Genomic DNA, 23,613 nt, shown 5'->3' on the forward strand with positions numbered 1-23,613 from the left:
AAAAGATTTTTAGCTCTATAATCTATTATCGGCTACAGTACCTAAAACTCCTTTTACATCATACAATAAACTATTTGCTTTTTGCAATTTAGCAAAATCCAATTCTAGAAATTCAGCATGCGAAACTCCAAGAACTATTGCATCAAATTTATTATTTGGAATAGAGTTAAATGTTACTAAATTATATTCTTTTTTTACATCATCTGTATTTGCAAGCGGATCAAATATTGTAACTAAAATTCCGTATTCCTTTAATGCCTTTACAACATCTACAATTTTAGTATTTCGTACATCTGGACAATTTTCTTTGAAAGTAATTCCAAGCATTAACAGTTCTGCACCATTAACAGAAATACCTTTTTTTATCATTAGTTTCACTATCTGTGAAGCTACATATTCTCCCATGCTATCATTTAATCGTCTTCCAGCTAATATAATTTCAGGATGATATCCGAATTCTTGTGCTCTTTGAGCTAAATAATAAGGATCTACACCAATGCAATGCCCTCCAACAAGACCCGGCTTAAATGGCAAAAAGTTCCATTTTGTCGCTGCTGCTGCTAATACTTCTTGGGTGTCAATATTCATTAAATTGAATATTTTAGCCAATTCATTTACAAAAGCAATATTAATATCTCGCTGTGAGTTTTCAATAACTTTTGCTGCTTCTGCAACTTTTATTGTTGGAGCTAAATGAGTTCCTGCTGCAATAACAGATTTATATAAAGCATCAACTTTTAATCCTATTTCCGGGGTTGAACCAGAAGTAACTTTTAGGATTTTTTCAACAGTATGTTCTTTATCTCCTGGATTGATTCTTTCTGGAGAATATCCAGCAAAAAAATCTTCATTAAATTTTAAACCAGAAACACGTTCTAAAACAGGAACGCATTGTTCTTCTGTAACTCCAGGATATACTGTAGACTCATAGATCACAATATCTCCTTTTCTCAATACTTTGCCAACTGTCTCACTCGATTTATATAACGGAGTCAGATCAGGTCTATTATTTTTATCGACTGGAGTAGGAACCGTAACAATATAATAATTACAACTTGCAATATCATCTACTGAAGTTGTGCAATACAATCCTTTTTCGTTAGGTTTTTCAACTAAAACCTTTTGCAGAATATCATCTTCAACTTCTAAAGTTGAATCGATTCCTGTTTTTAAAGAATTGACTCTCGATTCATTTATATCAAAGCCAACAACTTCATATTTTGTTGCAAATAATCGCGCTAAAGGCAGACCAACATATCCTAAACCAATAACCGCAATTTTCACATTTTTTTCTAATTCCATTTCTTCAATTTATTTAGGTCGTTAAAATTCACGGCTTCGCCGTTCCAAGTCACAAATCTCTGACTCAGCTACCTAAATTAATCATTTTCGGCAAATATAGTACAATAACTCTAGTTATTCAATACGGTTTCCCGTAATCCTTAAAAACTAATTGTTAATAAAAAAACACTTAATCCCAAACACTTATTAATCAGGCTGTAAATAATTACTTTATAAAAAAAACAGAAGAAAAAAATCTAAAAAAGACTTTCTCTTCTGTTAATTTTACTAGGATAACGCTATTATTTATATTTTATTTTCAAAATACATCCTAAACTTTCTAATACCAAAGTATAATAATTATTTGAAACTTCTTGAACCACCCCACTTTGATTGCTGAATACACCCGATTCTATTTTAATTTTATCTCCTACTTGAATAGCAGAAACTGAAACATCACTAATATTAGGAGCTTTAAGACTTTTCTTTATTGTTTCTATTTCTTCATTTTTCACAATTGCGGGTTTTCCTAGCCAAAACAAATACCTAACAACCCCTGCCACATTAAAAACAGAACTTCGCTCTGAGTCTGGCAATTGAACAAAAACGTAAGAGTTAAAAAGTGGCACTTCTATCTTCTTCTTTCTGTCAGACCATTGTTTAACCTGAGTAACAAGCGGACAATAACATTCCACTCCCAATTGATTGAGTTTATCGGCTACTTTTTTTTCCCATTTAGGTTTTGTATAAACTACGTACCAATTCATTTTTTTATTTATTAAAGAAGTAAAACTCAAATACTACTTCACATTTTTACATCATTTCACTTCACTTAATACAAAAATCAATTTAAGACCCTATTCCTCTATATACAAAACCAATAGCCTCAAGTAACTTCGCATCTAAAATATTTCTTCCATCAAAAACAAAAGCTGGCTTATGCATAGAATCATAAATCTTTTGCCAGTCATAAGTCGTAAATTCGTCCCACTCCGTTAAGACTGCAATTGCATGAGCATCTTTACATGCTTCATAAGCATTTTCAAACACATTTAATGCATTTATATTTTCTTGACTAGATCTTGTTTCCAAATAATTTAAATCACTCAACATTTTATTTTCAGACACTTTAGGATCGTAAACTGAAATTTTAGCTTGTTCGTTTATTAAATCATTAGCCACATAAATTGCTGCTGATTCTCTAGTATCGTTTGTATCTTTCTTGAAAGCCCAACCTAAAAAAGTTATTTTTTTATCAGCTACTGTATTATACAAAGTCTGAACAATTTTATTTGAAAATCTTCTTTTTTGGTGATCATTCATAATAATAACCTGTTCCCAATAATCTGCCACTTCATTCAATCCATATGACTTTGCTATGTAAACTAAGTTTAGAATATCTTTCTGAAAACAAGAACCGCCAAATCCTACTGAAGCTTTTAAGAATTTAGGACCAATTCTGCTGTCCATTCCAATTGCTCTCGCGACTTCACTTACATCTGCACCCGTTTGTTCACATAATTCCGACATTGCATTAATCGAAGAAATTCGTTGCGCTAAAAAAGCATTTGCGGTAAGTTTTGACAATTCTGATGACCAAACGTTTGTTGTCAAAATTTGATCTTTACTTACCCAATTTGAATAAACATCCACCAATGAATTAATTGCCTCTTCTCCTTCTGGAGTTGTATCACCACCAATTAAAATTCTATCTGGATTTAATAAATCTGTAACTGCTGTTCCTTCAGCTAAAAATTCAGGATTTGAAAGAATCTGAAACTGAACACCATTTCCAGTATTATCTAATATACTTTTAATTGCTTCGGCCGTTCTAACTGGCAAAGTTGATTTCTCAACTACAATTTTATTTTGTTTCGCCACTCTTGCAATCTGTCTAGCACATAACTCGATATATTTTAAATCAGCCGCCATACCTTTTCCTTTACCGTAAGTTTTGGTTGGAGTATTAACCGAGATAAATATCATTTGAGCATCGTCTATTGCTTCATCAACATTTGTAGAAAAAAACAGGTTTCTTCCTCGTGCTTCAGCCACAATTTCTGAAAGGCCTGGTTCATATATTGGAATATTTTCAGGATTTGGATCATTCCAATCAGCTATTCTTTGTTCATTTAAATCAACAACTGTAACCTGAATGTGCGGGCATTTTTGAGCAATAACTGCCATGGTAGGCCCACCAACATATCCTGCACCAATGCAGCAAATTTTTGTAATTTTCATTTGATCTCTTTTATCTTGATCTTAAATTTTATTTTAAATTATTCCAATACCATCCAACAGCTTCTTTTAAACCTTCTTGCAAAGAATACTTTGGACTATACCCTAGGTTTTTTTTTGCTTTTTCAATACTTGCCAATGAATGGGGAATATCTCCGGCTCTATTCTCTCCATAAATGACTGGAATACCTTTTATTTCTGGATCAAATTCCGACAGGTACTCTTTTAAATATTTAACTAAGTCATTCAATGTATTCCTATCTCCAAATGCAGTATTATAAACAGAATTGATCGCTTCTGGATTTTTTGAGGTCATTGCTAATTCATTCATCTGAATAACATTATCAATATAGGTAAAATCACGCGAATAATTTCCATCTCCATTGATCACTGGACTTTCATGATTCATAAATTGTTTTACGAATTTCGGTATTACCGCGGCGTAAGCTCCATTTGGATCTTGCTTTCTTCCAAAAACATTAAAATAACGCAAACCTATTGTTTCTAAGCCATAAGTTTTACTGAAAATTTCTGCATATAACTCATTTACATATTTAGTAATTGCATAAGGTGATAGTGGTTTCCCGATAACATCCTCAACTTTTGGCAGTCCTTGAGAGTCGCCGTAAGTGGATGAACTTGCTGCATATACAAATCGTTTTACTTTGGCATCGCGCGCTGCCGTAAGCATATTTAAAAACCCAGAAACATTTACATCATTGGTCGTAATTGGATCTTTAATTGATCTTGGAACAGAACCTAAAGCTGCCTGATGCAAAACATAATCAGCACCTTGAACCGCTATAACACAATCAGACATATTTCGAATATCTCCTTCTACCAATTTAAAATCTGGATTATTCGAAAAATCTTTCAGATTATGACGATGTCCAGTAGCAAAATTGTCCAAACAAACAACTTTGTAACCTAAGCCTAAAAAATACTCCGTCAAATTCGAACCGATAAATCCAGCTCCTCCTGTAATCAAAATTGTACTTTTCATTTCTTTTCCCATTTATTCAAATTTAGCTTTTTTTAAACCGATTCATAAATGATTTCCAAAAACCAACTTTGACTTCCTCTTCATGATAACCATTTGAATAAGCTCCATAACCATATCCATATCCGTAGCCCGTACCATATTTTGCTTTATTTTCATAACCATTCAACACAATACTCACATTGTTTAGCTCTCCACGCTTAAGTCTGGTATTTAACAACGTTATCATATCTTTCTTAGTATAATTCTGTCTTACTATATACAGTGTTACATCTGCAAACTGAACTAATTCTAGTGAATCTGCCACTAAACCAACTGGTGGAGTATCTAAAATGATATAATCGTATTTCTTTTTCAGTTCATCAACCATTTCTTTCATCGCATCGCTTAAAATTAACTCCGAAGGATTTGGGGGAATTGGTCCAGAAAGAATTACATCTAAATTTGGAATTGGAGTCGAATTAGTTATCTCTTCCAAATTATTTTGTTTAATTAAATAATTGACAACTCCCAAAGACGACTTTATTTGAAATTCATCTGCCAATCTTGGTTTTCGCAAATCTAAACCAACAATTACTGTTTTCTTTTCACTTAAAGCAAAAACTGTAGCAATATTAATCGAACAGAATGTTTTACCTTCACCACTAATTGAAGAGGTAATCAGTAGTGTTTTTGATCCGCTAACTTGCTGTTTTTTATATAAAAACTGAAGTGAAGAACGTATCCCTCTAAAAGCTTCTGAAAGAGCCGATTTGGGTTTGTCCAAAACTGCCAAACTACCAGAATCCTTATTAAACCCAATAACTCCAAGCAGTGGAATCTGAGTTAGCTTACTAATATCTTCACTATTTTGAATTGAATTGTTAATGAAAAAAATTACCAATACAAATAACAACGGAATTAAAACCCCTAAAAACAAAGCCATTATATAATTTACAGAGGTTTTAGGACCAATTAAACCTTCTCCTATATCTTTTGCTGGATCAATAAAATGAATATCTGACAGGTTAGATGCTCTTACAATTTCTGCTTCATTTCTCTTCTGAAGGAATTCTGTATAAATATTATCATTTAAATCATATTTTCTTTTAATCTTTAGCAATTCCTGCTGTTCGGCTGGGAGTCTTCTTACTGTACTTTCCGCCTGACCAATTTTTGCATTTATCAAAGATAAATCATACAATAAAGATGCTTTTGCACTAATAATATTCTCTTGAAGAACATTTTTTACTGCTGCCATCTGGTTGTCAAAATCTTTAAATATTTTTTCGCTTTTTACCGCATAAGCCATTTCAGATCTTTGAGTAGAAAGTGCAATAAGCTTAGAAACATTTGCCACAATATTTGGATCTTCAATTCCAGCAACAGAAGGAGCTGGCAATCTTGAATAATCGACACTATTATTTAAATATGATTTTAACGAATTATAATAAGCTATTTTTCTAGTTAGCTGATCCTTTTCAACATCGAAATCCATTATTTTCTCTGAAACTTTAGAACCACCACCTTCTATTTCGTAAACATTTTTATCTTTTTGAAAAGATTTTAATTCGTTACCTGTTTGTTTAAGCTGAGATTCCATTGCCACAAGTGTGCTATCAATAAATCTAATAGTATTTGTCGCAAATTGATTTTTCCCATCAAGCTGTATTTTAATAAGCATTTTTACAGTAGAATTCAAATAATCAACCATCCTGGCCTTATTTGTTCCTTGTAATGACAAAGTTAATATTGATCCTCCACTTCTTCCAGTATCAACATTTATGCTTTTATATCGAGATACAGTTCCATCAAAATCATTAAATCTAACAAAGTATTCCTTTTCTTTATAAAATCCTGGATTGTCATTTATTTGAAGTTTCCAATTCAAAAATGGAAGATTAACACTCTCACCTACTTTGTATTTCTTTATAAAAGTTATCGGTTGTACAGAAGTATTACTATAAGAATTATTGCCATAAGTAATCAGTGAAACTGAGCTGTTTTCAAATGGAATTTGGATTTGATATTCATTTTCACTTAAAAACTTTATGCCAATTAATGTATTTGCAAGCTGTCCTTTTGTTTTATCAATGTCAACATAAAATGGTACAGCTCCGTATGAATCTATTAAATTATATTTTCCTTGTTCTAAATAATCAGTATAAAATTGAAGCTTATCTACCACCAATTCATTATGAGATCGCGATTGTAAGATTGTCGAAATACCATTTACTTGATCAGAAATCCCTCCCCAATTGAAGACTAAACTTGTATTTGCAGTAAAAAAAGGATTGTTTTCTTCTTTAATAGAAACCAAAGTCTGCATTTCATAAATTTTCTCTTTACGAATGTTTATCTGATAAGCGATAGTGAACGCAATAATCAAACTTGCAAGAAACCATTTCCAATAGCCTACAATTTTTAACAAAAAACCTTTAAAATCAAAATGAGAATGATTTTCAAAAATGGCAAAGTCTTTAATATCTAACATTTTAAAAATCTATTTTTACTTTATAATTAGGTAAACTGTAGTAGCTAAAGACAATAATGTAATTATTGTTCCTATTGACTGTATTCCCGTCTGACCTGTTCCCCAAGTTTTTTGTTTTAGCGGTTTTACATATATATAATCATTTGGCTGTAAATAATAATAAGGTGACTTCATTACATTCACATCTGTAAGGTCAAGATTATGCATTTGCACACCAGTCGGAGTTTGGCGAATTACCGTTACTTCTTTTCTATTACCAACGGTCGTAATATCTCCTGCATTTGCAACAGCTTCCAAAATGGTTACATTATCTTTAAACAATGTTTTTGTTCCAGTACTTCCTACCTCTCCATTAATAGTATATCTAAAACCTGCCAACTTCACTGTAACAAAAACATTAGCTTCGCTTTTAAAATATTCTTCTAATAATTTCTTTTCAATTTTTAAACGAACTTCTTCAAGAGTATAACCAATTACATTTATTTCTCCTAAAATTGGCATTCTAATATTTCCATGATCGTCAACTGTAAATCCATCAAAATACAAACTAGATTCGCTTTTACCCGTTTGAGTTGATTGATTTTCTGTGGTATTAAAAATAGAAACTAATTTAGGATCTATTGCTTTTATGTTAATGCTCAAAACATCATTTACCTGTAATCGATATGGTTTTGCTTCCACCGCTGCAATCGCTGATTGCTCGCCAGATTCATTTTTATCCTGAAGATAAACCAAATCTTTAATCGGAATACATGAAGTAAAAAATATTGAAATTAATAGAAACAGAAAAAAGCTTTTTTTTGTCATTCGTTCAATTTTATCACAAACATAGCTTTTCCTTACAGTGTTCAGGAAAACCAAGTTATTATTTTGGGTTGGTTAATTATTTTTAAATGTTTTTTCGAAAGGTATTCTGTGCAAAATGCTTCGCCCTAATGTTATTTCATCTGCATATTCCAATTCATCACCAACCGATATTCCTCTCGCAATCGTTGAGATTATAATCTCAGAATCTGCAATTTGTTTATAAATATAAAAATTTGTCGTATCACCTTCCATTGTTGAACTTAATGCAAAAATAATCTCTGATACACTTCCAGATTTCACTTTTGTCACCAAACTAGAAATATTCAATTGATTGGGTCCAACGCCTTCAATAGGAGAAATTTTCCCACCAAGCACATGATATATTCCTTTAAATTGCCCAGTATTTTCAATTGCCATGACATCTCTAATATCCTCTACTATACATATCGTTTCATGATTTCTAATAGGATTAGCACAGATCTCACAAATTTTAGTATCAGAAATATTATGGCAACTTTCACAAAACTTAATATCCTCACGCATATTTAATAACGCTTGAGATAAAAAGGCTGTTTGTTCTTTCGGCTGTTTCAACAAATGAAGAACCAATCGAAGAGCTGTACGCTTACCAATCCCTGGCAATTGCGACATTTCGTTTACTGCTTTTTCGATTAATTTTGATGAAAATTCCATGACGACAAAAGTAATACTTTTAATGGTTTGGCCTACATTACAACTATTAAATTCAAACCTTAATGATAGTAGGAAATCACTATCAATTATTTTATTTAATATTGATTTGTAGCTAGCAAAACTAATGTACAAGCCACTTCAATTTGAATATCATTTAATTCTAATAATTGATACAATTCTGGATTTTCAGTTCCAGGATTAAAAATTACACGCTTAGGATGTGCCTCAATAATATAATTATAATAATCTCTTTGACGAGCGGGATTTAAATACAATGTAATCGTATCAATATTTTTAACCGGTATTGCTTTAGTCTGAATTTTCACTCCAACAACCTCACCTGCTTTTTGTCCTATTGCTAGCACCGAGTGCCCTTTTCCTACAAGCATATTAACAGCTCTGAATGAATAACGTTCTGGATTTGTTGAAGCTCCTATAACTAATGTTTTTTTGCTTTTCATAGTTTTTATTTAGACTGCAAAAGTAATCAAAAAAGAACGATTAAACCTTATGTATTTGATTCAGAATCGATAGCAATAAAAACAAAATCATAACATAATTTCGTACAAAAGCATCAAAAAATAACTACATTTACTTCACTAACCAATATTTTATGGAATTATTTATTTACTTATTTGCTGCCTTATTCTCAGTACTGAACCCAATTGGAACTGTACCCATTTTTGTTGGTTTAACCCAGCACGATTCTCAGAAAGAAAGATCTCGAATCTCTCTTTGGACTGCGATTAATGTTTTTATCATTTTATTGGTTTCTTATTTTATTGGCCAATATGTTCTAACTTTTTTCGGCATTAGCATCGATGCTTTAAGAATTGCTGGAGGGATCGTAATTGTAAATTCTGGATTCTCTTTATTATCTGGAAAATTCAACAAGAAACGAGGAATCAATAAAAAAATTGAAAACGAAGCACAGCACAGAAATGATATTGCACTTACACCCCTCGCAATCCCAATGCTTGCGGGTCCTGGATCTATGTCACTTTTAATTGCTTTTTATCAAGAACACCATGAAATAAATGAAGTTATAATTTCAACCCTTGCAATCCTTGCAATCGCAATTGCCATCTTTGCTATTCTAAAAAGCGCACATTATTTAGCTAGAATATTGGGAGCCTCGGGTATTGTAGCAATTTCTAGAATTGTTGGCTTTATAGTTATTTCAATTGGAATTCAATATATAGTAAGTGCTATAATCAATATTATTAAAGGGAATTTTTAACTAATATCACTCTACTATAAAAAGAAAAAGGGGTGAAATTATTTAAATTTCATCCCTTTTTCTTTTTGTGAATCCTTTTTTTAAGCTCTTGGCAAGAAAACTTCAGCCATCATACATCTGGCACTTCCACCACCGCAAGCCTCAATTGTATCTAAACTCGAACTTAAAATTTCTGCGTGGTTTTCTAATTGCGAAATTTGTTTTGGAGTTAAGCTTTGATGTGCCGACGCACTCATTACAATATATCTCTTATCATCTTTCCCTCTAACTTCCAACATATTTCCAGCAAAGTTATTCACTTGATCTTCTGATATTAGAATTACTTCTTTCTGATCTTGTTTAAGATTATCCAGAACCATTTTACGTTCTTTCTTATCATCGATAGAATCTGCGCAAATAACCGCAAAAGTTTCACCTAAACACATCATCACATTGGTATGATAAATTAATTTACGCTCACCATCAACAGTTTGAAAAGCTTCAAAAATTACGGGAGCATAATCAAAATCTTCACAGAATTCAATAAACAATTCTTCATCTGCTCTTGGCGATAATGCGCAATACGCTTTTCCGTTTGCTCTATCTAATAACAAACTTCCTGTTCCTTCTAAGAAAATGCCATCTTCTTCTGCAGAAGTATAATCCATGATATTCGCAATTTCAAATCCTTTTTCTTCCAGAGTATCCAAGATATCTTCACGACGTTCTTGACGGCGATTTTCAGCAAACATAGGATAAAGTGCAACGTCTCCATTTTCATGAAATGAAACCCAATTATTTGGAAAAATACTATCTGGAGTATCAGTCTCTAAATTGTCATCGACAACCGTCACATCTACACCCACCCCCCTAAGCTTTTCTACAAAGGCATCAAATTCCTGTTGCGCTTTTGCATTAACGGTACTTGGTAAAAGTCCGTCTAATACTTTTTGATAATAATTATTTACAGCCGTCTGTTCATTCATCCTGAATGCAACTGGGCGAATCATTACGATTGCATTAGTATTTTGTCTCATTTTTTATTTTTTTTTCAAGTTTCAGGTTTCAAGTTTTTCTAGAAGCCTGAAATTTAAAATTCTTTTTTAGTCTCTAATTAATGGAAGCGTCGAACATCTCAACAAACCTTCTTGTTTTGAAATTTCAGCATACGGAATTTCTTCAACGACAAAACCATTTTCACGAAGCCAGTTGTTTAATCTTGTGAAATTCTTTTCAGAAACCACCACATTTTCATCAATTGAAAACACATTTGAAAACATATTATACATTTCGTTTCTTTCAATATGAAATAGATTTTCTTTACCAAAAAGTTTCACTAAATAAAGATAATCTGCTTCTTCACGAAAACCTCGTTTATAAATAATGCCTTTGTTTTTTCCAACCGGCTGAAAACAACAATCTAGATGCAACGCATTATCTCTTGCTTCCAATTTAGATTTCACTAAATCAAATTCTTTTACAATTTTATTTGGGAACAGCGATTTAATATAATTTACACCGTGCATATTTGTTCTTGCAGTAATATAATCTTTATAATCGCTTCCTTTATAAGTTCCAATAAAAATATAGTCATTCCAAAGCATCACATCTCCTCCTTCGATATGAACTTCTTCTGGAGGACGAACTACTTTTAATGGATCAATCTGATCAATTACATATTGAATAGCATCTAATTCACGTTCTCTATCTGGAAGAATATTCGATTTCACAAAGATATCATCAATTACAAACCCAATATCCCTAGCAAAAATCTGATTATAATTTTCAATCATTTGCGGACGATAAACAGTTACATCATATTTCTGAAAAACAGCATTAAAAGCTTCCATTTCAGCAACCATATCTTTTTCTACAGGATAAGTTCCTGCTTTAATATGTTCCAATGATTTAGGATCATAAGCCTCATCTATAGTTGGAGTTGGTCCATTATGAACAGCAGAACCCAGAACTACAGCACGAAGTCGAGACGTTTCGTTCTTTACATTTAATTGCAACATAACTCTATTGTATTTTGAGCAAATATAAAAAAAGCTTCACAGTTAAGTGAAGCTTTCGTTTTTTATTTATTAGACTTAAACTCTCGTAAAGGATGTCCTGTATAAATTTGTCTTGGTCTTCCGATTGGCTCTTTATTTTCACGCATCTCTTTCCATTGCGCGATCCAACCTGGCAATCTTCCAATAGCAAACATTACAGTAAACATATCTGTTGGAATTCCTAAAGCTCTGTAGATAATTCCAGAGTAGAAATCAACGTTTGGATATAAGTTTCTTGATTTGAAGTATTCATCTTCAAGAGCTGCTTTTTCTAATTTTCTTGCAATATCTAAAATTGGATCTTCAACACCCAAAGTTTCTAATACTTCTGTTGCTGCTTTTTTGATGATTTTAGCTCTTGGATCAAAGTTTTTGTACACTCTGTGTCCAAATCCCATTAAACGGAATGGATCATTTTTATCCTTTGCTTTTGCCAAAAACTTATCTGTATCTCCACCATCTTTGTTGATTTCTTCAAGCATTTCAAGTACTGCTTGGTTTGCACCTCCGTGAAGAGGCCCCCAAAGCGCAGAAACTCCCGCAGAAACTGAAGCAAATAAACCTGCATGAGAAGAACCTACCATTCTAACTGTAGAAGTAGAACAGTTTTGTTCATGATCAGCATGAAGAATAAATAATTTATCTAAAGCGTTTACAATTACTGGATTTGCAGCGTAAGGTCCAGTAGGCAATTTAAACATTAATTGCATGAAGCTTTCTACATATCCTTTTGTATTATCGTAGTAGTTTAAAGGATACCCCATAGATTTTCTATAAGTCCATGTAGCAATTACAAGAAACTTTGCCATTGTTTTACAAATAGCTTCGTACATTTCTTTCTCGTTATCTACATTAACTGCTTTTGGGTTAAAAGCTGTTAAAGCACTAGTTAAAGCAGACAACACGCCCATTGGGTGAGCTGTTTTAGGGAAACCGTCAATGATATTTTTCATTTCTTCGTTTACCAAAGAATGTTTTTTAATACCATTTTCAAAATCTTCTAATTGTTTAGCTGTAGGCAATTCACCAAAAATCAAAAGATATGAAACCTCTAAGAAACTAGCTTTTTCAGCAAGATCTTCGATTGAATACCCTCTGTAACGCAAAATCCCTTCTTCTCCATCTAGGAAAGTGATTTCACTTGTACAAGATCCTGAGTTTTTATAACCTGGATCAAGTGTAATATAACCTGTTAAATCACGTAATTTGTTGATATCGATAGCTGATTCGTTTTCACTTCCTGTGATTACTGGAAGCTCAACCTTTTTACCATCTATTTCTAATGTAGCTATTTTTGACATAATATACTGGAAATAATTCTTTAAATAATAATTTATCAAATCTAATGAATTTAAGACTAATTAAAAAAAGAATACTGCTATGAATTTGTTAAAACTCCAAAAAAAAACCATCTGCAAAAACAGATGGTTTTTTCTAATATATAATTTGTACAATTATTTGATTTTAAAAGCATTCAAACCAGGGAAATAAGCAGTACTTCCTAATTCTTCTTCAATTCTTAATAATTGATTGTATTTTGCCATACGATCTGAACGAGAAGCAGAACCAGTTTTAATTTGGCCACAGTTTAAAGCAACTGCTAAGTCAGCAATTGTGTTATCTTCAGTTTCTCCAGAACGGTGAGACATTACAGATGTATATCCAGCGTTTTTCGCCATGTTTACAGCAGCAATTGTTTCAGTCAAAGTTCCAATTTGGTTTACTTTTACCAAAATAGAGTTAGCAATTCCTTTTTCGATACCAGTTGACAAACGAGCAACATTAGTAACAAACAAATCATCCCCTACTAATTGTACTTTATCTCCGATTTTTTCAGTTAAAGCTTTCCATCCATCCCAGTCATCTTCGTACATACCGTCTTCGATAGAAATGATTGGGTACTTAGAAGCAAGTTCAGCTAAGTATTCAGCTTGCTCAGCAGAAGTTCTAATTTTTCCAGTTTCACCTTCAAATTTAGTATAATCGTATTTTCCGTTTACATAAAATTCAGAAGCAGCACAGTCAAGAGCAATCATAATTTCGTCACCGAAAGAATATCCTGCTTTTTCAACAGCTAATTTAATGGTATCTAGAGCATCTTCAGTTCCTCCTGCTAAGTTTGGAGCAAAACCTCCTTCATCACCTACAGCAGTACTCAAACCTCTATCGTGTAATACTTTTTTCAAGTTGTGGAAAATTTCAGTTCCCATTTGCATTGCATGTGTAAAAGAAGTTGCTTTTACTGGGAAAATCATAAACTCTTGAAATGCGATAGGCGCATCAGAGTGAGAACCTCCATTGATGATGTTCATCATTGGAACTGGTAATGTATTAGCAGAAACACCTCCTACGTATCTGTATAATGGCAAACCAAGTTCGTTAGCAGCAGCTTTTGCAGCAGCTAAAGAAACACCTAAAATAGCATTAGCTCCTAATTTAGATTTATTTGGAGTTCCATCTAAATCAATCATTAATTGGTCAATTGTATTTTGTTCGAAAACAGAAGTACCAACTAATTCTTCAGCAATAATAGTATTTACATTATTCACTGCATTCAAAACACCTTTTCCTAGGTAAGCTTTACCTCCATCACGTAATTCAACAGCTTCGTGCTCTCCAGTTGATGCTCCAGATGGAACAGCAGCTCTACCTAAAACTCCATTTTCAGTTACTACATCAACTTCAATAGTAGGATTACCTCTAGAATCAAGAATTTGTCTTGCGTGAACTTTAATTATAATACTCATTATTTTTGTTTTTTATTAATAAATTATATTTTTTTTTCGAAATTATAAAAATATTTAATACTATAAACGCACTCTCGTCATTAAACACGTTTATTTATTAACTACATCGTTTTAGGCTTTTGCAGTTTTTATGTTCTCCACAAATTGATCAAATAAATATGATGAATCGTGTGGTCCAGGACTCGCCTCTGGGTGATACTGAACCGAGAAACAATTCTTATTCTTCATTCTCATTCCAGCCACTGTTCCATCATTTAAATGTACGTGTGTAATTTCTAAATCAGGATGATTATCTAACTGTTCTTTTTTAACAGCAAAACCGTGATTTTGTGAAGTTATTTCACCTTTACCTGTAATAATATTTTTTACAGGATGATTAATTCCACGGTGCCCATTAAACATTTTATAAGTTTCAACCCCATTCGCAAGACCAATTACCTGATGCCCCAAACAGATTCCAAACAAAGGCTTGTTATCTGCTAATATATCTTTAGCAACTTGAATAGCCCCGAACAACGGATCTGGATCTCCAGGCCCATTTGACAAGAAGTAACCATCTGGACTAAATTCAGACATATCTTTATAAGTAGAATTAAAAGGATACACTTTAATGTAGCAATCTCTTTTAGCAAGATTTCTTAAAATATTCTTTTTAATTCCAAGGTCTAAAGCCGAGATTTTGTAAGTAGCATTTTCATCACCAAAGAAATATGGTTCTTTAGTCGAAACTTTAGACGCTAATTCTAAACCTTCCATATTTGGCACATTAGCCAACTCTTTCTTCAAATCCTCTATTGAAGTCCCATCTGTACAAATAACAGCATTCATAGCACCATTGTCACGAATGTAGCTTACAAGTGCACGCGTATCAACATCAGAAATACAGATTAAATTTTGTTTAGTGAAATAATCTTCTAAACTTCCAGAAGCATTTTCTCTAGAATAATTAAAACTAAAGTTTTTACAAACTAAACCGGCAATTTTAATACTATCAGATTCAACTTCAGAATCATTAACACCATAGTTTCCGATATGTGTATTTGTAGCAACCATTATTTGCCCAAAATAAGAAGGATCAGTGAAAATTTCCTGATACCCAGTCATTCCCGTATTAAAACAAACTTCACCAAAAGTTTTACCGCTAATTCCGATAGATTTTCCGTGAAAGATTGTCCCGTCACTAAGTAATAAAATGGCGCTTTGTCGTGTTGTGTATTTCATTATTTAATTTGTATTGTTTTTTAATCAAGTTATAAAACCAAAACATAGGTTTTAAGTGTAATTAGAATTTTGCAAATTTACTTCTTTAAAAGAGCCCCTCCAAGATTTTTTAAAACTTTCATTCGTAAAAATAAAACCTATCATTTTAAATAAGTTACATTTCTTACGTTTCAAAAAAATCAAAAAAAAAGGATAAACTAAAAATTAGTTTATCCTTGATTTCTATAGAATGATTACTTTCATAATTATTCAGAAGCTTCAGTAGTCGTTTCTGTTTCAGCAGCAGGAGCTTCTGGAGCAGCAGTTTCAGCTTTTTTAGCTTTACCACCACGACGGCTTTTCGCTTTTTTAACTTCTTTTTTACCTCCGTTGTAAAGTTCATTGAAGTCAACAAGTTCGATCATCGCCATATCAGCGTTATCTCCCAAACGATTTCCAACTTTAATGATACGAGTGTATCCTCCTGGACGGTCTCCAACTTTAGCAGCTACATCTCTGAACAAATCAGTTACTGCATATTTACTGCGCAAGTAAGCAAAAACAATACGACGATTGTGAGTCGTATCCTCTTTTGATTTTGTGATTAAAGGCTCAACAAATTGTTTAAGCGCTTTAGCTTTAGCAACAGTAGTATTAATACGTTTGTGCTCAATAAGAGAACAAGCCATATTAGCCAACATAGCTTTTCTATGTCCAGTCTGTCTGCTTAAGTGGTTGAATTTTTTTCCGTGTCTCATGACGTGTTTTTTTTATCTTCATCTTGCTACAATCCACTATGGAGAGCAAAATATGAAGTAAATTATTCTTTATCTAATTTGTATTTAGCTAAATCCATTCCGAAAGTTAAATTCTTCACTGCAACAAGTTCATCAAGTTCAGTTAAAGATTTCTTACCAAAGTTACGGAATTTCATTAGGTCATTTTTATTGAACGATACTAAATCACCAAGTGTATCAACTTCAGCCGCTTTCAAGCAATTTAATGCTCTCACAGATAAATCCATATCAACAAGCTTAGTTTTAAGCAATTGTCTCATATGCAATGACTCTTCATCATACGATTCTGTTTGTGCAATTTCGTCAGCCTCAAGTGTAATTCTTTCGTCAGAGAATAACATGAAATGGTGAATTAAAACTTTAGCAGCTTCAGTAAGAGCATCTTTTGGATTAATAGATCCATCAGTCTTGATTTCAAAAACTAATTTTTCGTAATCTGTTTTTTGCTCTACACGGAAATTTTCGATTGCATATTTTACATTTTTTACCGGGGTAAAAATAGAATCTGTAAAAATTGTTCCAATTGCAGCATTCTGTTTTTTGTTCTCTTCAGCAGGAACGTATCCTCTACCTTTCTCGATTGTTAAATCGAAGTTCAATTTGATTTTAGAATCTAAATTACAGATAACAAGGTCTGGATTCAAAACTTGAAAACCTGAGATAAATTTTTGAAAATCACCTGCTGTTAATTGATCTTTACCAGAAACAGAAATAGTAACTGATTCATTATCGATATCTTCAATCTGACGTTTGAAACGTACTTGTTTTAGATTAAGGATAATTTCGGTAACATCCTCAACAACACCTGAAATAGTAGAAAACTCATGATCTACACCTTCGATACGAACAGATGTAATTGCATAACCTTCTAACGCTGAAAGCAAAACTCTTCTAAGTGCATTACCAACTGTCAATCCGTAACCAGGTTCTAAAGGTCTAAATTCGAATTTACCTTCAAAATCGGTTGAATCGATCATGATAACTTTATCGGGCTTTTGAAAATTAAATATTGCCATAAATTTCGACTAAGTCAATTATTATTTGTTGTACAACTCTACGATTAATTGTTCTTTAATGTTTTCTGGAATTTGAAGTCTCGCAGGTACAGAAACGAAAGTTCCTTCTTTAAGATCATTGTTCCAAGTAATCCATTCATAAACATGACTTGAATTTGATAAAGAACGTTCGATAGCTTCTAAAGATTTAGATTTTTCACGAACTGCAACTTTATCACCAGGCTTAAGGTGGTAAGAAGGAATATTAACAACTTCTCCATTTACAGTAATGTGTCTGTGAGAAACGATTTGACGCGCACCTCTTCTAGATGGAGCAATTCCCATTCTAAAAACAACATTATCTAATCTTGCTTCGCATAATTGTAATAAAACTTCACCAGTAACTCCTTTAGTAGCTGATGCTTTTTCGAATAAATTTCTGAATTGTTTTTCTAAAATTCCATAAGAATATTTAGCTTTTTGCTTTTCCATTAACTGAACAGCGTACTCAGATTTTTTTCCCCTCTTTTTAGCCATCCCGTGTTGTCCAGGTGGGTAATTTCTTTTTTCGAAAGATTTATCATCTCCGAAGATTGCTTCGCCAAATTTACGAGCGATTTTGGTTTTAGGACCAGTATATCTTGCCATTTTAAAAAAAATTTTAAGGTAGAAATTATGAATTCAGGTCTAATCCTTCGATAATCTATGTTCTACCTTGTTTATACTATAAAAATAAAAAATTAAACTCTACGTCTTTTTGGAGGACGACATCCGTTGTGTGGCATTGGAGTAACATCGATAATCTCTGTAACTTCGATTCCACCGTTATGAATAGAACGGATAGCAGACTCACGTCCGTTACCTGGTCCTTTTACATAAACTTTCACTTTTTTAAGTCCTGCCTCAAGTGCTACTTTAGCGCAATCTTCTGCTGCCATTTGAGCTGCATAAGGAGTGTTCTTTTTAGAACCTCTGAAACCCATTTTACCAGCTGAAGACCAAGAGATAACTTCACCTTTCTTATTAGTCAAAGAAATAATAATGTTATTAAAAGTGGCAGAAATATGAGCCTCACCCGTTGATTCAACGATAACTTTACGTTTTTTTGCAGTTGCTTTAGCCATATTACTTATTATTTAGTTGCTTTTTTCTTGTTAGCAACAGTTTTTCTTTTACCTTTTCTTGTTCTTGAGTTGTTTTTAGTTCTTTGCCCTCTTAATGGAAGACCAGATCTATGACGAATACCTCTGTAACATCCGATATCCATTAAACGCTTAATGTTTAAAGAAATTTCAGAACGTAATTCTCCTTCAATTTTGTAAAATGAAACAGCTTCACGAATCGCTCCGATTTCATCATCATTCCAATCTTGAACTTTTTTATCTTGGCTAACTTGAGCTTTTTCTAAAATCTCAATAGCTCTACTTTTTCCTAATCCAAAGATATAGGTAAGTGCGATAACTCCTCTTTTGTTTTTTGGGATATCTACCCCTGCTATTCTTGCCATAATTATCCTTGTCTTTGTTTAAATCTAGGATTCTTTTTGTTTATTACGTACAGTCTCCCTTTTCTACGCACGATAATGCACTCGGCACTTCTCTTTTTTACTGATGCTCTAACTTTCATAGTGAATATCCTTTAATATCGATAAGTAATTCTTGCTTTTGACAAATCGTAAGGACTCATTTCTAGTTTCACTTTATCACCAGGTAATAATTTGATATAATGCATTCGCATTTTTCCAGAAATATGAGCAATTACAATATGTCCATTTTCTAACTCCACACGGAACATCGCATTTGATAATGCTTCAATGATTGATCCGTCTTGTTCTATTGCTGATTGTTTTGCCATAAATATATTAAGCTACTGCTTTTCTATTTTTACCAGTCTTCATTAAACCATCATAATGTTTGTTTAACAAGTATGAATTGATTTGTTGAATAGTATCTATTGCAACTCCAACCATAATTATTAATGAGGTACCTCCAAAAAACATTGCCCAAGATTGTTGTACATCCATAATACTTACAACAATAGCTGGGAACACAGCAATCAAAGCAAGGAATAAAGATCCTGGGAAAGTTATTAAAGACATCACTTTATCAAGGAAATCAGAAGTTTCTGCTCCAGGACGAACTCCAGGAATAAAACCACCGCTTCTCTTTAAATCATCAGCCATTTTATTAGTAGGTACAGTGATTGCAGTATAAAAGAATGTAAATACAATAATTAAAGTTGCAAAAACAAAATTATACCAAAAACCAAACATATTACTAAATGCACCAACAATAGATTGTGATGTATCTGATTTAGACAATCCAGCTACAGCAGCAGGAATAAACATAATTGCCTGAGCAAAAATGATTGGCATAACCCCAGAAGCATTAAGCTTAAGAGGAATCCATTGTCTATTACCTCCAGCCAAATCTTGTTCGTAATCTCCTGTAGTTGTACGACGAGCATACTGTACAGGGATTCTACGTACTGCCATTGTAAGCAACACACAAGATATAATAACTAATAACCACACAATAATTTCAATAACTAATAACATTGGACCTCCATTGTTATTGGTAACACGAGTTGTAAACTCTTGGATAAAAGCTTGTGGTAAACGAGCTAAAATACCAACCATAATTAACAATGAAATACCATTTCCAATACCTTTATCTGTAATCTTCTCACCAAGCCACATAGCAAATATTGTACCAGTAACCAAAATGATAACAGACGAGAACAAAAATTCAGGAGAATTAAAGCCTAGCAAAAATGCATTACTAGGCAATGTTCTGTATAAATTATAGATATAAGTTGGACCTTGAACCAATGTGATAGCGATTGTCAACCAACGAGTGATTTGATTAATCTTTTTTCTACCACTTTCCCCATCATTTTGAAGTTTTTGTAAATATGGAATCGCAATCCCCATCAACTGAACAACAATAGACGCAGAAATATAAGGCATGATACCTAAGGCAAAAACTGAAGCCTTAGAGAAAGCACCCCCGGTGAACATGTCTAGAATAGATCCTAGACCATTTTTAGTTTGTCCCGCTAAACCAGTCAATTGCGTTGCGTCAATTCCAGGAAGCGTAACGTGTGCTCCAAAACGATATACTAAAAGTAATCCTAATGTAATTAAGATTCTATTTTTTAGTTCTTCGATTTTCCAAACATTACTTATTGATTCAATAAATTTCTTCATCTTAATAGATAAGTTATATAGTTACAGCTTCTCCACCAGCAGCTTCAATAGCAGCTTTTGCAGTAGCAGTAAATTTGTGGGCAGTTACTTTTAATTTTGCTTTCAATTCTCCTCTACCTAAAATCTTAACGATTTCATTTTTAGTAGCTAGACGATTTGCTACGAAATCTGTCATAGAAACAGAATCAGTAATTACACCGTTATCAACTAATAATTGAAGAGTATCTAAATTAACACCTTCGTATTCTTTACGATTGATGTTTTTGAAACCAAACTTAGGTACACGTCTTTGAAGTGGCATCTGCCCTCCCTCAAAACCAATCTTTTTAGAATAACCAGAACGAGATTTTGCTCCTTTGTGTCCACGTGCAGCGGTACCACCTTTTCCAGAACCTTCTCCTCTACCTAATCTTTTATTTTGATTGTGTGTAGATCCCTCAGCAGGTTGTAAGTTACTTAAATTCATAACAGTATTTGTTATTTAGCTTCTTCGACAGAAACTAAGTGTTTAACTTTGTTTATCATCCCAAGGATAGCAGGATTTGACTCATGCTCCACAACTTGTCCAATTTTACGTAGACCTAAAGCTTCCAACCCTCTCTTTTGAGAAAGAGGACAGTTGATTTTGCTTCTTACTTGTTTTACTAATAATTTAGCCATAATTTCCTGAATTAACCTTTAAAAACTTTCTCTAAAGAAACACCTCTCTGTTTTGCAACAGTATGAGCGCTTCTCATTTGCAATAAAGCATCAAAAGTTGCTTTTACTACGTTATGTGGATTTGACGATCCTTGAGATTTAGACAATACATCGTGAATACCCACTGATTCAAGAACTGAACGAACAGCTCCACCAGCAATAACTCCAGTACCATGAGACGCTGGAATTAAGAATACACGTGCACCACCAAATTTACCTTTTTGTTCGTGAGGAACAGATTGTCCATTTAAAGGAATTCTAACTAAGTTTTTCTTAGCATCTTCTACTGCTTTCGCAATTGCTTCAGAAACGTCTTTAGATTTTCCTAATCCATGACCAACTACTCCATTTTCATCACCTACAACCACAATAGCAGAAAAACCAAAAGCTCTACCACCTTTTGTAACTTTAGTAACACGATTAACACTAACTAGACGATCTTTAAGTTCAAGACCACTAGGTTTTACCAATTCTACATTTTTGTATTTAGACATAATATATTAGAATTTAAGTCCAGCGGCTCTTGCGCCTTCTGCTAATGATTTAATACGACCGTGATATAAATATCCACCTCTATCAAAAGTGATGGTATCTATCCCAGCTTTTAACGCTTTCTCTGCAACTAATTTTCCAACAGCAGCAGCGATTTCAACGTTAGTACCTTTTCCTATTTCTTTTTCTCTCGAAGATGCAGCTAATATAGTAACTCCATTTACATCATCAATGATTTGAGCGTAAATTTCTTTGTTACTTCTAAAAACAGAAAGTCTAGGTCTTGCAGCTGAACCACTAACCGATTTTCTAATTCTGAATTTAATTCTCTGTCTTCTTTCAGATTTTGTTAATGACATAATCTTATTTTTTAAGCTGATTTACCTGCTTTTCTTCTTAATACTTCACCCACAAATTTAACACCTTTTCCTTTGTACGGCTCAGGCTTACGGAAACCTCTGATTTTCGCAGCAACTTGACCTAAAAGTTGTTTATCAAATGATGTTAATTTTACGATTGGGTTCTTACCTTTTTCAGATACTGTTTCTAGAGATACTTCAGGAGCAATTTCTAAAACAATATTGTGAGAATATCCAAGAGCTAAATCTAATTTTTGGCCTTGGTTTGAAGCTCTATAACCAACTCCAACTAATTCTAGTTCTTTTGTGAAACCTTCAGAAACACCAACAATCATATTACTGATCAAAGATCTGAATAATCCGTGTTTTGCTCTATGGTCTTTATGATCAGACGATCTTTCAACTAAAACTTGATCGCCTTCAACAGTTACAGTTACGTCCGAAAACTCCTGAACTAATTGACCTCTTTTTCCTTTTACTGTAATAACTCCGTCTTTAACTTCAACAGTTACACCAGCAGGGATTACAATTGGGCTTTTACCTATTCTTGACATCTTATCTAGTGTTTAAAATTAGTATACGTAACAAATTACTTCACCACCTACATTTAATTGCTTAGCTTGTTTTCCAGTCATCAAACCTTTTGATGTAGAAACAATAGCAATTCCTAATCCATTAAGGATTCTAGGTAATTTGGCAGCACCAGCGTACTTACGTAAACCTGGTTTACTAATTCTTTGGATATCTTTGATTACAGGCTCTTTAGTATCTTTATCGTACTTCAAAGCGATTTTGATAGAACCTTGTACAGTGTTCTGCTCAAATTTGTAACTTAAGATGTAACCTTGATCAAATAAGATCTTAGTTATCTCTTTTTTAAGATTAGATGCTGGAATTTCAACAACTTTGTGGTTTGCAGCCACAGCGTTACGAACTCTAGTCAAATAATCTGCAATAGGATCTGTATACATATGTATTTGATTGCGATTATGGTTTTCGGGAGACACCCGTCTCCCGAACCTTTAATCAATTAAAATTATTTTCTGGTTTGCAAAAGTAATAACTTATTGCGAGATTACCAAGAAGCCTTTTTAACTCCTGGAATTAACCCATTGTTAGCCATTTCACGGAAAGTTACACGTGAAATACCGAATTGACGGATATAACCTCTAGGTCTACCTGTTAATTTACAACGATTGTGCAAACGAACTGGTGAAGCATTTTTAGGTAATCTTTGTAAACCTTCGTAGTCTCCAGCTTCTAATAAAGCTTTTCTCTTCTCAGCATATTTAGCTACCGTTTTCTCTCTTTTAACCTCGCGGGCTTTCATTGATTCTTTAGCCATGTC

The 23,613-nt window shown here is 33.1% G+C and carries 29 protein-coding genes; 1 reads left to right on the top strand and 28 read right to left on the bottom strand.

Translation table 11 applies throughout. The features are described 5' to 3' along the window. Nucleotides 1–15 precede the first annotated feature (15 nt). The 8 genes from OZP10_RS05955 to OZP10_RS05990 form a co-directional block, all read right to left on the bottom strand. Nucleotides 16–1,302 carry a nucleotide sugar dehydrogenase gene (locus OZP10_RS05955; RefSeq protein WP_281633917.1) on the bottom strand — a complete coding sequence of 429 codons (1,287 nt, stop codon included), beginning with the start codon at nucleotides 1,300–1,302 and terminating at the stop codon, nucleotides 16–18. Between the two features lie 281 nt (nucleotides 1,303–1,583). Further along, a complete protein-coding gene (locus OZP10_RS05960) occupies nucleotides 1,584–2,048 on the bottom strand; it encodes a UpxY family transcription antiterminator (RefSeq protein WP_281633918.1) in 465 nt (154 codons plus the stop codon). Between the two features lie 82 nt (nucleotides 2,049–2,130). Further along, nucleotides 2,131–3,522 (bottom strand): UDP-glucose 6-dehydrogenase, encoded by a 1,392-nt coding sequence (locus OZP10_RS05965; RefSeq protein WP_281633919.1) that lies wholly within the window; start codon nucleotides 3,520–3,522, stop codon nucleotides 2,131–2,133. Nucleotides 3,523–3,550: 28 nt separating this feature from the next. Then, a complete protein-coding gene (locus OZP10_RS05970; RefSeq protein ID WP_281633920.1) occupies nucleotides 3,551–4,522 on the bottom strand; it encodes an SDR family oxidoreductase in 972 nt (323 codons plus the stop codon). Nucleotides 4,523–4,544: 22 nt separating this feature from the next. Further along, nucleotides 4,545–6,992: a polysaccharide biosynthesis tyrosine autokinase gene (locus OZP10_RS05975; RefSeq protein ID WP_281633921.1), complete on the bottom strand. Its 2,448-nt coding sequence runs from the start codon at nucleotides 6,990–6,992 to the stop codon at nucleotides 4,545–4,547. A 15-nt stretch (nucleotides 6,993–7,007) separates the two neighbouring features. Continuing rightward, nucleotides 7,008–7,799, bottom strand: a complete 792-nt coding sequence (locus tag OZP10_RS05980) for a polysaccharide biosynthesis/export family protein (RefSeq protein ID WP_281633922.1) — start codon at nucleotides 7,797–7,799, stop codon at nucleotides 7,008–7,010. A gap of 72 nt (nucleotides 7,800–7,871) precedes the next feature. Continuing rightward, nucleotides 7,872–8,492, bottom strand: coding sequence for a recombination mediator RecR (gene recR / locus OZP10_RS05985; RefSeq protein WP_281633923.1), 621 nt, complete (start codon nucleotides 8,490–8,492; stop codon nucleotides 7,872–7,874). A gap of 95 nt (nucleotides 8,493–8,587) precedes the next feature. After that, nucleotides 8,588–8,953 carry a CoA-binding protein gene (locus OZP10_RS05990; RefSeq protein ID WP_281633924.1) on the bottom strand — a complete coding sequence of 122 codons (366 nt, stop codon included), beginning with the start codon at nucleotides 8,951–8,953 and terminating at the stop codon, nucleotides 8,588–8,590. Between the two features lie 152 nt (nucleotides 8,954–9,105). Here OZP10_RS05990 and OZP10_RS05995 point away from each other — a divergent pair, with 152 nt between their 5' ends. Continuing rightward, a complete protein-coding gene (locus tag OZP10_RS05995; protein ID WP_177212032.1) occupies nucleotides 9,106–9,732 on the top strand; it encodes a MarC family NAAT transporter in 627 nt (208 codons plus the stop codon). Nucleotides 9,733–9,812: 80 nt separating this feature from the next. Here OZP10_RS05995 and ctlX read toward each other — a convergent pair whose 3' ends face one another. The 20 genes from ctlX to rpsN all read right to left on the bottom strand — a co-directional run bounded on the left by ctlX (nucleotide 9,813) and on the right by rpsN (nucleotide 23,610). Beyond that, nucleotides 9,813–10,748 (bottom strand): citrulline utilization hydrolase CtlX, encoded by a 936-nt coding sequence (ctlX, locus tag OZP10_RS06000; RefSeq protein WP_281633925.1) that lies wholly within the window; start codon nucleotides 10,746–10,748, stop codon nucleotides 9,813–9,815. 66 nt (nucleotides 10,749–10,814) lie between these two features. Next, the gene (locus OZP10_RS06005; protein ID WP_281633926.1) at nucleotides 10,815–11,729 is read right to left on the bottom strand and encodes a dimethylarginine dimethylaminohydrolase family protein; all 915 of its coding nucleotides are present in this window, start codon (nucleotides 11,727–11,729) and stop codon (nucleotides 10,815–10,817) included. 62 nt (nucleotides 11,730–11,791) lie between these two features. Further along, nucleotides 11,792–13,069: a citrate synthase gene (locus OZP10_RS06010; RefSeq protein ID WP_111379752.1), complete on the bottom strand. Its 1,278-nt coding sequence runs from the start codon at nucleotides 13,067–13,069 to the stop codon at nucleotides 11,792–11,794. A gap of 153 nt (nucleotides 13,070–13,222) precedes the next feature. Next, a complete protein-coding gene (eno, locus tag OZP10_RS06015) occupies nucleotides 13,223–14,515 on the bottom strand; it encodes a phosphopyruvate hydratase (RefSeq protein WP_177212028.1) in 1,293 nt (430 codons plus the stop codon). A gap of 111 nt (nucleotides 14,516–14,626) precedes the next feature. Further along, nucleotides 14,627–15,736, bottom strand: coding sequence for a glutamine-hydrolyzing carbamoyl-phosphate synthase small subunit (gene carA / locus OZP10_RS06020; RefSeq protein WP_281633927.1), 1,110 nt, complete (start codon nucleotides 15,734–15,736; stop codon nucleotides 14,627–14,629). Nucleotides 15,737–15,981: 245 nt separating this feature from the next. Then, nucleotides 15,982–16,473, bottom strand: coding sequence for a 50S ribosomal protein L17 (rplQ, locus tag OZP10_RS06025; protein WP_095931493.1), 492 nt, complete (start codon nucleotides 16,471–16,473; stop codon nucleotides 15,982–15,984). A 62-nt stretch (nucleotides 16,474–16,535) separates the two neighbouring features. Continuing rightward, a complete protein-coding gene (locus OZP10_RS06030) occupies nucleotides 16,536–17,528 on the bottom strand; it encodes a DNA-directed RNA polymerase subunit alpha (protein ID WP_008464329.1) in 993 nt (330 codons plus the stop codon). 21 nt (nucleotides 17,529–17,549) lie between these two features. Then, on the bottom strand, nucleotides 17,550–18,155 hold the full coding sequence (gene rpsD / locus OZP10_RS06035) for a 30S ribosomal protein S4 (protein WP_008464326.1): 606 nt from the start codon (nucleotides 18,153–18,155) through the stop codon (nucleotides 17,550–17,552). 92 nt (nucleotides 18,156–18,247) lie between these two features. Next, the gene (rpsK, locus tag OZP10_RS06040) at nucleotides 18,248–18,631 is read right to left on the bottom strand and encodes a 30S ribosomal protein S11 (RefSeq protein ID WP_026727866.1); all 384 of its coding nucleotides are present in this window, start codon (nucleotides 18,629–18,631) and stop codon (nucleotides 18,248–18,250) included. 8 nt (nucleotides 18,632–18,639) lie between these two features. Next, nucleotides 18,640–19,014, bottom strand: coding sequence for a 30S ribosomal protein S13 (gene rpsM / locus OZP10_RS06045; RefSeq protein WP_008464322.1), 375 nt, complete (start codon nucleotides 19,012–19,014; stop codon nucleotides 18,640–18,642). A 2-nt stretch (nucleotides 19,015–19,016) separates the two neighbouring features. Then, nucleotides 19,017–19,133, bottom strand: a complete 117-nt coding sequence (gene ykgO, locus OZP10_RS06050) for a type B 50S ribosomal protein L36 (protein WP_002987490.1) — start codon at nucleotides 19,131–19,133, stop codon at nucleotides 19,017–19,019. A gap of 12 nt (nucleotides 19,134–19,145) precedes the next feature. Then, nucleotides 19,146–19,361 (bottom strand): translation initiation factor IF-1, encoded by a 216-nt coding sequence (gene infA / locus OZP10_RS06055; protein WP_007136545.1) that lies wholly within the window; start codon nucleotides 19,359–19,361, stop codon nucleotides 19,146–19,148. A 7-nt stretch (nucleotides 19,362–19,368) separates the two neighbouring features. After that, complete coding sequence (secY, locus tag OZP10_RS06060) at nucleotides 19,369–20,715, bottom strand: preprotein translocase subunit SecY (RefSeq protein WP_007803669.1); 1,347 nt, start codon at nucleotides 20,713–20,715, stop codon at nucleotides 19,369–19,371. Nucleotides 20,716–20,728: 13 nt separating this feature from the next. Next, the gene (gene rplO, locus OZP10_RS06065) at nucleotides 20,729–21,181 is read right to left on the bottom strand and encodes a 50S ribosomal protein L15 (protein ID WP_109190654.1); all 453 of its coding nucleotides are present in this window, start codon (nucleotides 21,179–21,181) and stop codon (nucleotides 20,729–20,731) included. Between the two features lie 11 nt (nucleotides 21,182–21,192). Further along, nucleotides 21,193–21,375 carry a 50S ribosomal protein L30 gene (rpmD, locus tag OZP10_RS06070; protein ID WP_008464315.1) on the bottom strand — a complete coding sequence of 61 codons (183 nt, stop codon included), beginning with the start codon at nucleotides 21,373–21,375 and terminating at the stop codon, nucleotides 21,193–21,195. Between the two features lie 11 nt (nucleotides 21,376–21,386). Then, nucleotides 21,387–21,911, bottom strand: a complete 525-nt coding sequence (rpsE, locus tag OZP10_RS06075) for a 30S ribosomal protein S5 (RefSeq protein ID WP_085949269.1) — start codon at nucleotides 21,909–21,911, stop codon at nucleotides 21,387–21,389. A 3-nt stretch (nucleotides 21,912–21,914) separates the two neighbouring features. Next, nucleotides 21,915–22,265, bottom strand: coding sequence for a 50S ribosomal protein L18 (gene rplR / locus OZP10_RS06080; protein ID WP_109190655.1), 351 nt, complete (start codon nucleotides 22,263–22,265; stop codon nucleotides 21,915–21,917). Between the two features lie 11 nt (nucleotides 22,266–22,276). Continuing rightward, a complete protein-coding gene (rplF, locus tag OZP10_RS06085; RefSeq protein WP_179002198.1) occupies nucleotides 22,277–22,819 on the bottom strand; it encodes a 50S ribosomal protein L6 in 543 nt (180 codons plus the stop codon). A gap of 18 nt (nucleotides 22,820–22,837) precedes the next feature. Further along, complete coding sequence (gene rpsH, locus OZP10_RS06090; protein WP_008464306.1) at nucleotides 22,838–23,236, bottom strand: 30S ribosomal protein S8; 399 nt, start codon at nucleotides 23,234–23,236, stop codon at nucleotides 22,838–22,840. Between the two features lie 104 nt (nucleotides 23,237–23,340). Next, on the bottom strand, nucleotides 23,341–23,610 hold the full coding sequence (gene rpsN / locus OZP10_RS06095; RefSeq protein WP_008464305.1) for a 30S ribosomal protein S14: 270 nt from the start codon (nucleotides 23,608–23,610) through the stop codon (nucleotides 23,341–23,343). Nucleotides 23,611–23,613: the final 3 nt, after the last annotated feature.

This window comes from Flavobacterium luteolum (assembly GCF_027111275.1).
Classification (GTDB): Bacteria; Bacteroidota; Bacteroidia; order Flavobacteriales; family Flavobacteriaceae; genus Flavobacterium; species Flavobacterium luteolum.

What these genes read in the sequence shown, in the direction of transcription:
- rpsK (WP_026727866.1), bottom strand. Translation starts at nt 18,631, where the DNA reads ATGGCTAAAGCAACTGCAAAAAAACGTAAAGTTATCGTTGAATCAACG.
- infA (WP_007136545.1), bottom strand. Translation starts at nt 19,361, where the DNA reads ATGGCAAAACAATCAGCAATAGAACAAGACGGATCAATCATTGAAGCA.
- OZP10_RS06005 (WP_281633926.1), bottom strand. Translation starts at nt 11,729, where the DNA reads ATGTTGCAATTAAATGTAAAGAACGAAACGTCTCGACTTCGTGCTGTA.
- OZP10_RS05975 (WP_281633921.1), bottom strand. Translation starts at nt 6,992, where the DNA reads ATGTTAGATATTAAAGACTTTGCCATTTTTGAAAATCATTCTCATTTT.
- rplO (WP_109190654.1), bottom strand. Translation starts at nt 21,181, where the DNA reads ATGAATTTAAGTAACTTACAACCTGCTGAGGGATCTACACACAATCAA.
- OZP10_RS05965 (WP_281633919.1), bottom strand. Translation starts at nt 3,522, where the DNA reads ATGAAAATTACAAAAATTTGCTGCATTGGTGCAGGATATGTTGGTGGG.
- eno (WP_177212028.1), bottom strand. Translation starts at nt 14,515, where the DNA reads ATGAGTATTATAATTAAAGTTCACGCAAGACAAATTCTTGATTCTAGA.
- ctlX (WP_281633925.1), bottom strand. Translation starts at nt 10,748, where the DNA reads ATGAGACAAAATACTAATGCAATCGTAATGATTCGCCCAGTTGCATTC.
- rplF (WP_179002198.1), bottom strand. Translation starts at nt 22,819, where the DNA reads ATGTCAAGAATAGGTAAAAGCCCAATTGTAATCCCTGCTGGTGTAACT.
- rplR (WP_109190655.1), bottom strand. Translation starts at nt 22,265, where the DNA reads ATGTCATTAACAAAATCTGAAAGAAGACAGAGAATTAAATTCAGAATT.
- secY (WP_007803669.1), bottom strand. Translation starts at nt 20,715, where the DNA reads ATGAAGAAATTTATTGAATCAATAAGTAATGTTTGGAAAATCGAAGAA.
- OZP10_RS05960 (WP_281633918.1), bottom strand. Translation starts at nt 2,048, where the DNA reads ATGAATTGGTACGTAGTTTATACAAAACCTAAATGGGAAAAAAAAGTA.
- rpmD (WP_008464315.1), bottom strand. Translation starts at nt 21,375, where the DNA reads ATGGCTAAATTATTAGTAAAACAAGTAAGAAGCAAAATCAACTGTCCT.
- recR (WP_281633923.1), bottom strand. Translation starts at nt 8,492, where the DNA reads ATGGAATTTTCATCAAAATTAATCGAAAAAGCAGTAAACGAAATGTCG.
- OZP10_RS06010 (WP_111379752.1), bottom strand. Translation starts at nt 13,069, where the DNA reads ATGTCAAAAATAGCTACATTAGAAATAGATGGTAAAAAGGTTGAGCTT.
- rpsD (WP_008464326.1), bottom strand. Translation starts at nt 18,155, where the DNA reads ATGGCAAGATATACTGGTCCTAAAACCAAAATCGCTCGTAAATTTGGC.
- OZP10_RS05995 (WP_177212032.1), top strand. Translation starts at nt 9,106, where the DNA reads ATGGAATTATTTATTTACTTATTTGCTGCCTTATTCTCAGTACTGAAC.
- rplQ (WP_095931493.1), bottom strand. Translation starts at nt 16,473, where the DNA reads ATGAGACACGGAAAAAAATTCAACCACTTAAGCAGACAGACTGGACAT.
- OZP10_RS06030 (WP_008464329.1), bottom strand. Translation starts at nt 17,528, where the DNA reads ATGGCAATATTTAATTTTCAAAAGCCCGATAAAGTTATCATGATCGAT.
- OZP10_RS05990 (WP_281633924.1), bottom strand. Translation starts at nt 8,953, where the DNA reads ATGAAAAGCAAAAAAACATTAGTTATAGGAGCTTCAACAAATCCAGAA.
- rpsH (WP_008464306.1), bottom strand. Translation starts at nt 23,236, where the DNA reads ATGTATACAGATCCTATTGCAGATTATTTGACTAGAGTTCGTAACGCT.
- rpsM (WP_008464322.1), bottom strand. Translation starts at nt 19,014, where the DNA reads ATGGCAAGAATAGCAGGGGTAGATATCCCAAAAAACAAAAGAGGAGTT.
- OZP10_RS05955 (WP_281633917.1), bottom strand. Translation starts at nt 1,302, where the DNA reads ATGGAATTAGAAAAAAATGTGAAAATTGCGGTTATTGGTTTAGGATAT.
- ykgO (WP_002987490.1), bottom strand. Translation starts at nt 19,133, where the DNA reads ATGAAAGTTAGAGCATCAGTAAAAAAGAGAAGTGCCGAGTGCATTATC.
- OZP10_RS05970 (WP_281633920.1), bottom strand. Translation starts at nt 4,522, where the DNA reads ATGAAAAGTACAATTTTGATTACAGGAGGAGCTGGATTTATCGGTTCG.
- rpsN (WP_008464305.1), bottom strand. Translation starts at nt 23,610, where the DNA reads ATGGCTAAAGAATCAATGAAAGCCCGCGAGGTTAAAAGAGAGAAAACG.
- carA (WP_281633927.1), bottom strand. Translation starts at nt 15,736, where the DNA reads ATGAAATACACAACACGACAAAGCGCCATTTTATTACTTAGTGACGGG.
- OZP10_RS05980 (WP_281633922.1), bottom strand. Translation starts at nt 7,799, where the DNA reads ATGACAAAAAAAAGCTTTTTTCTGTTTCTATTAATTTCAATATTTTTT.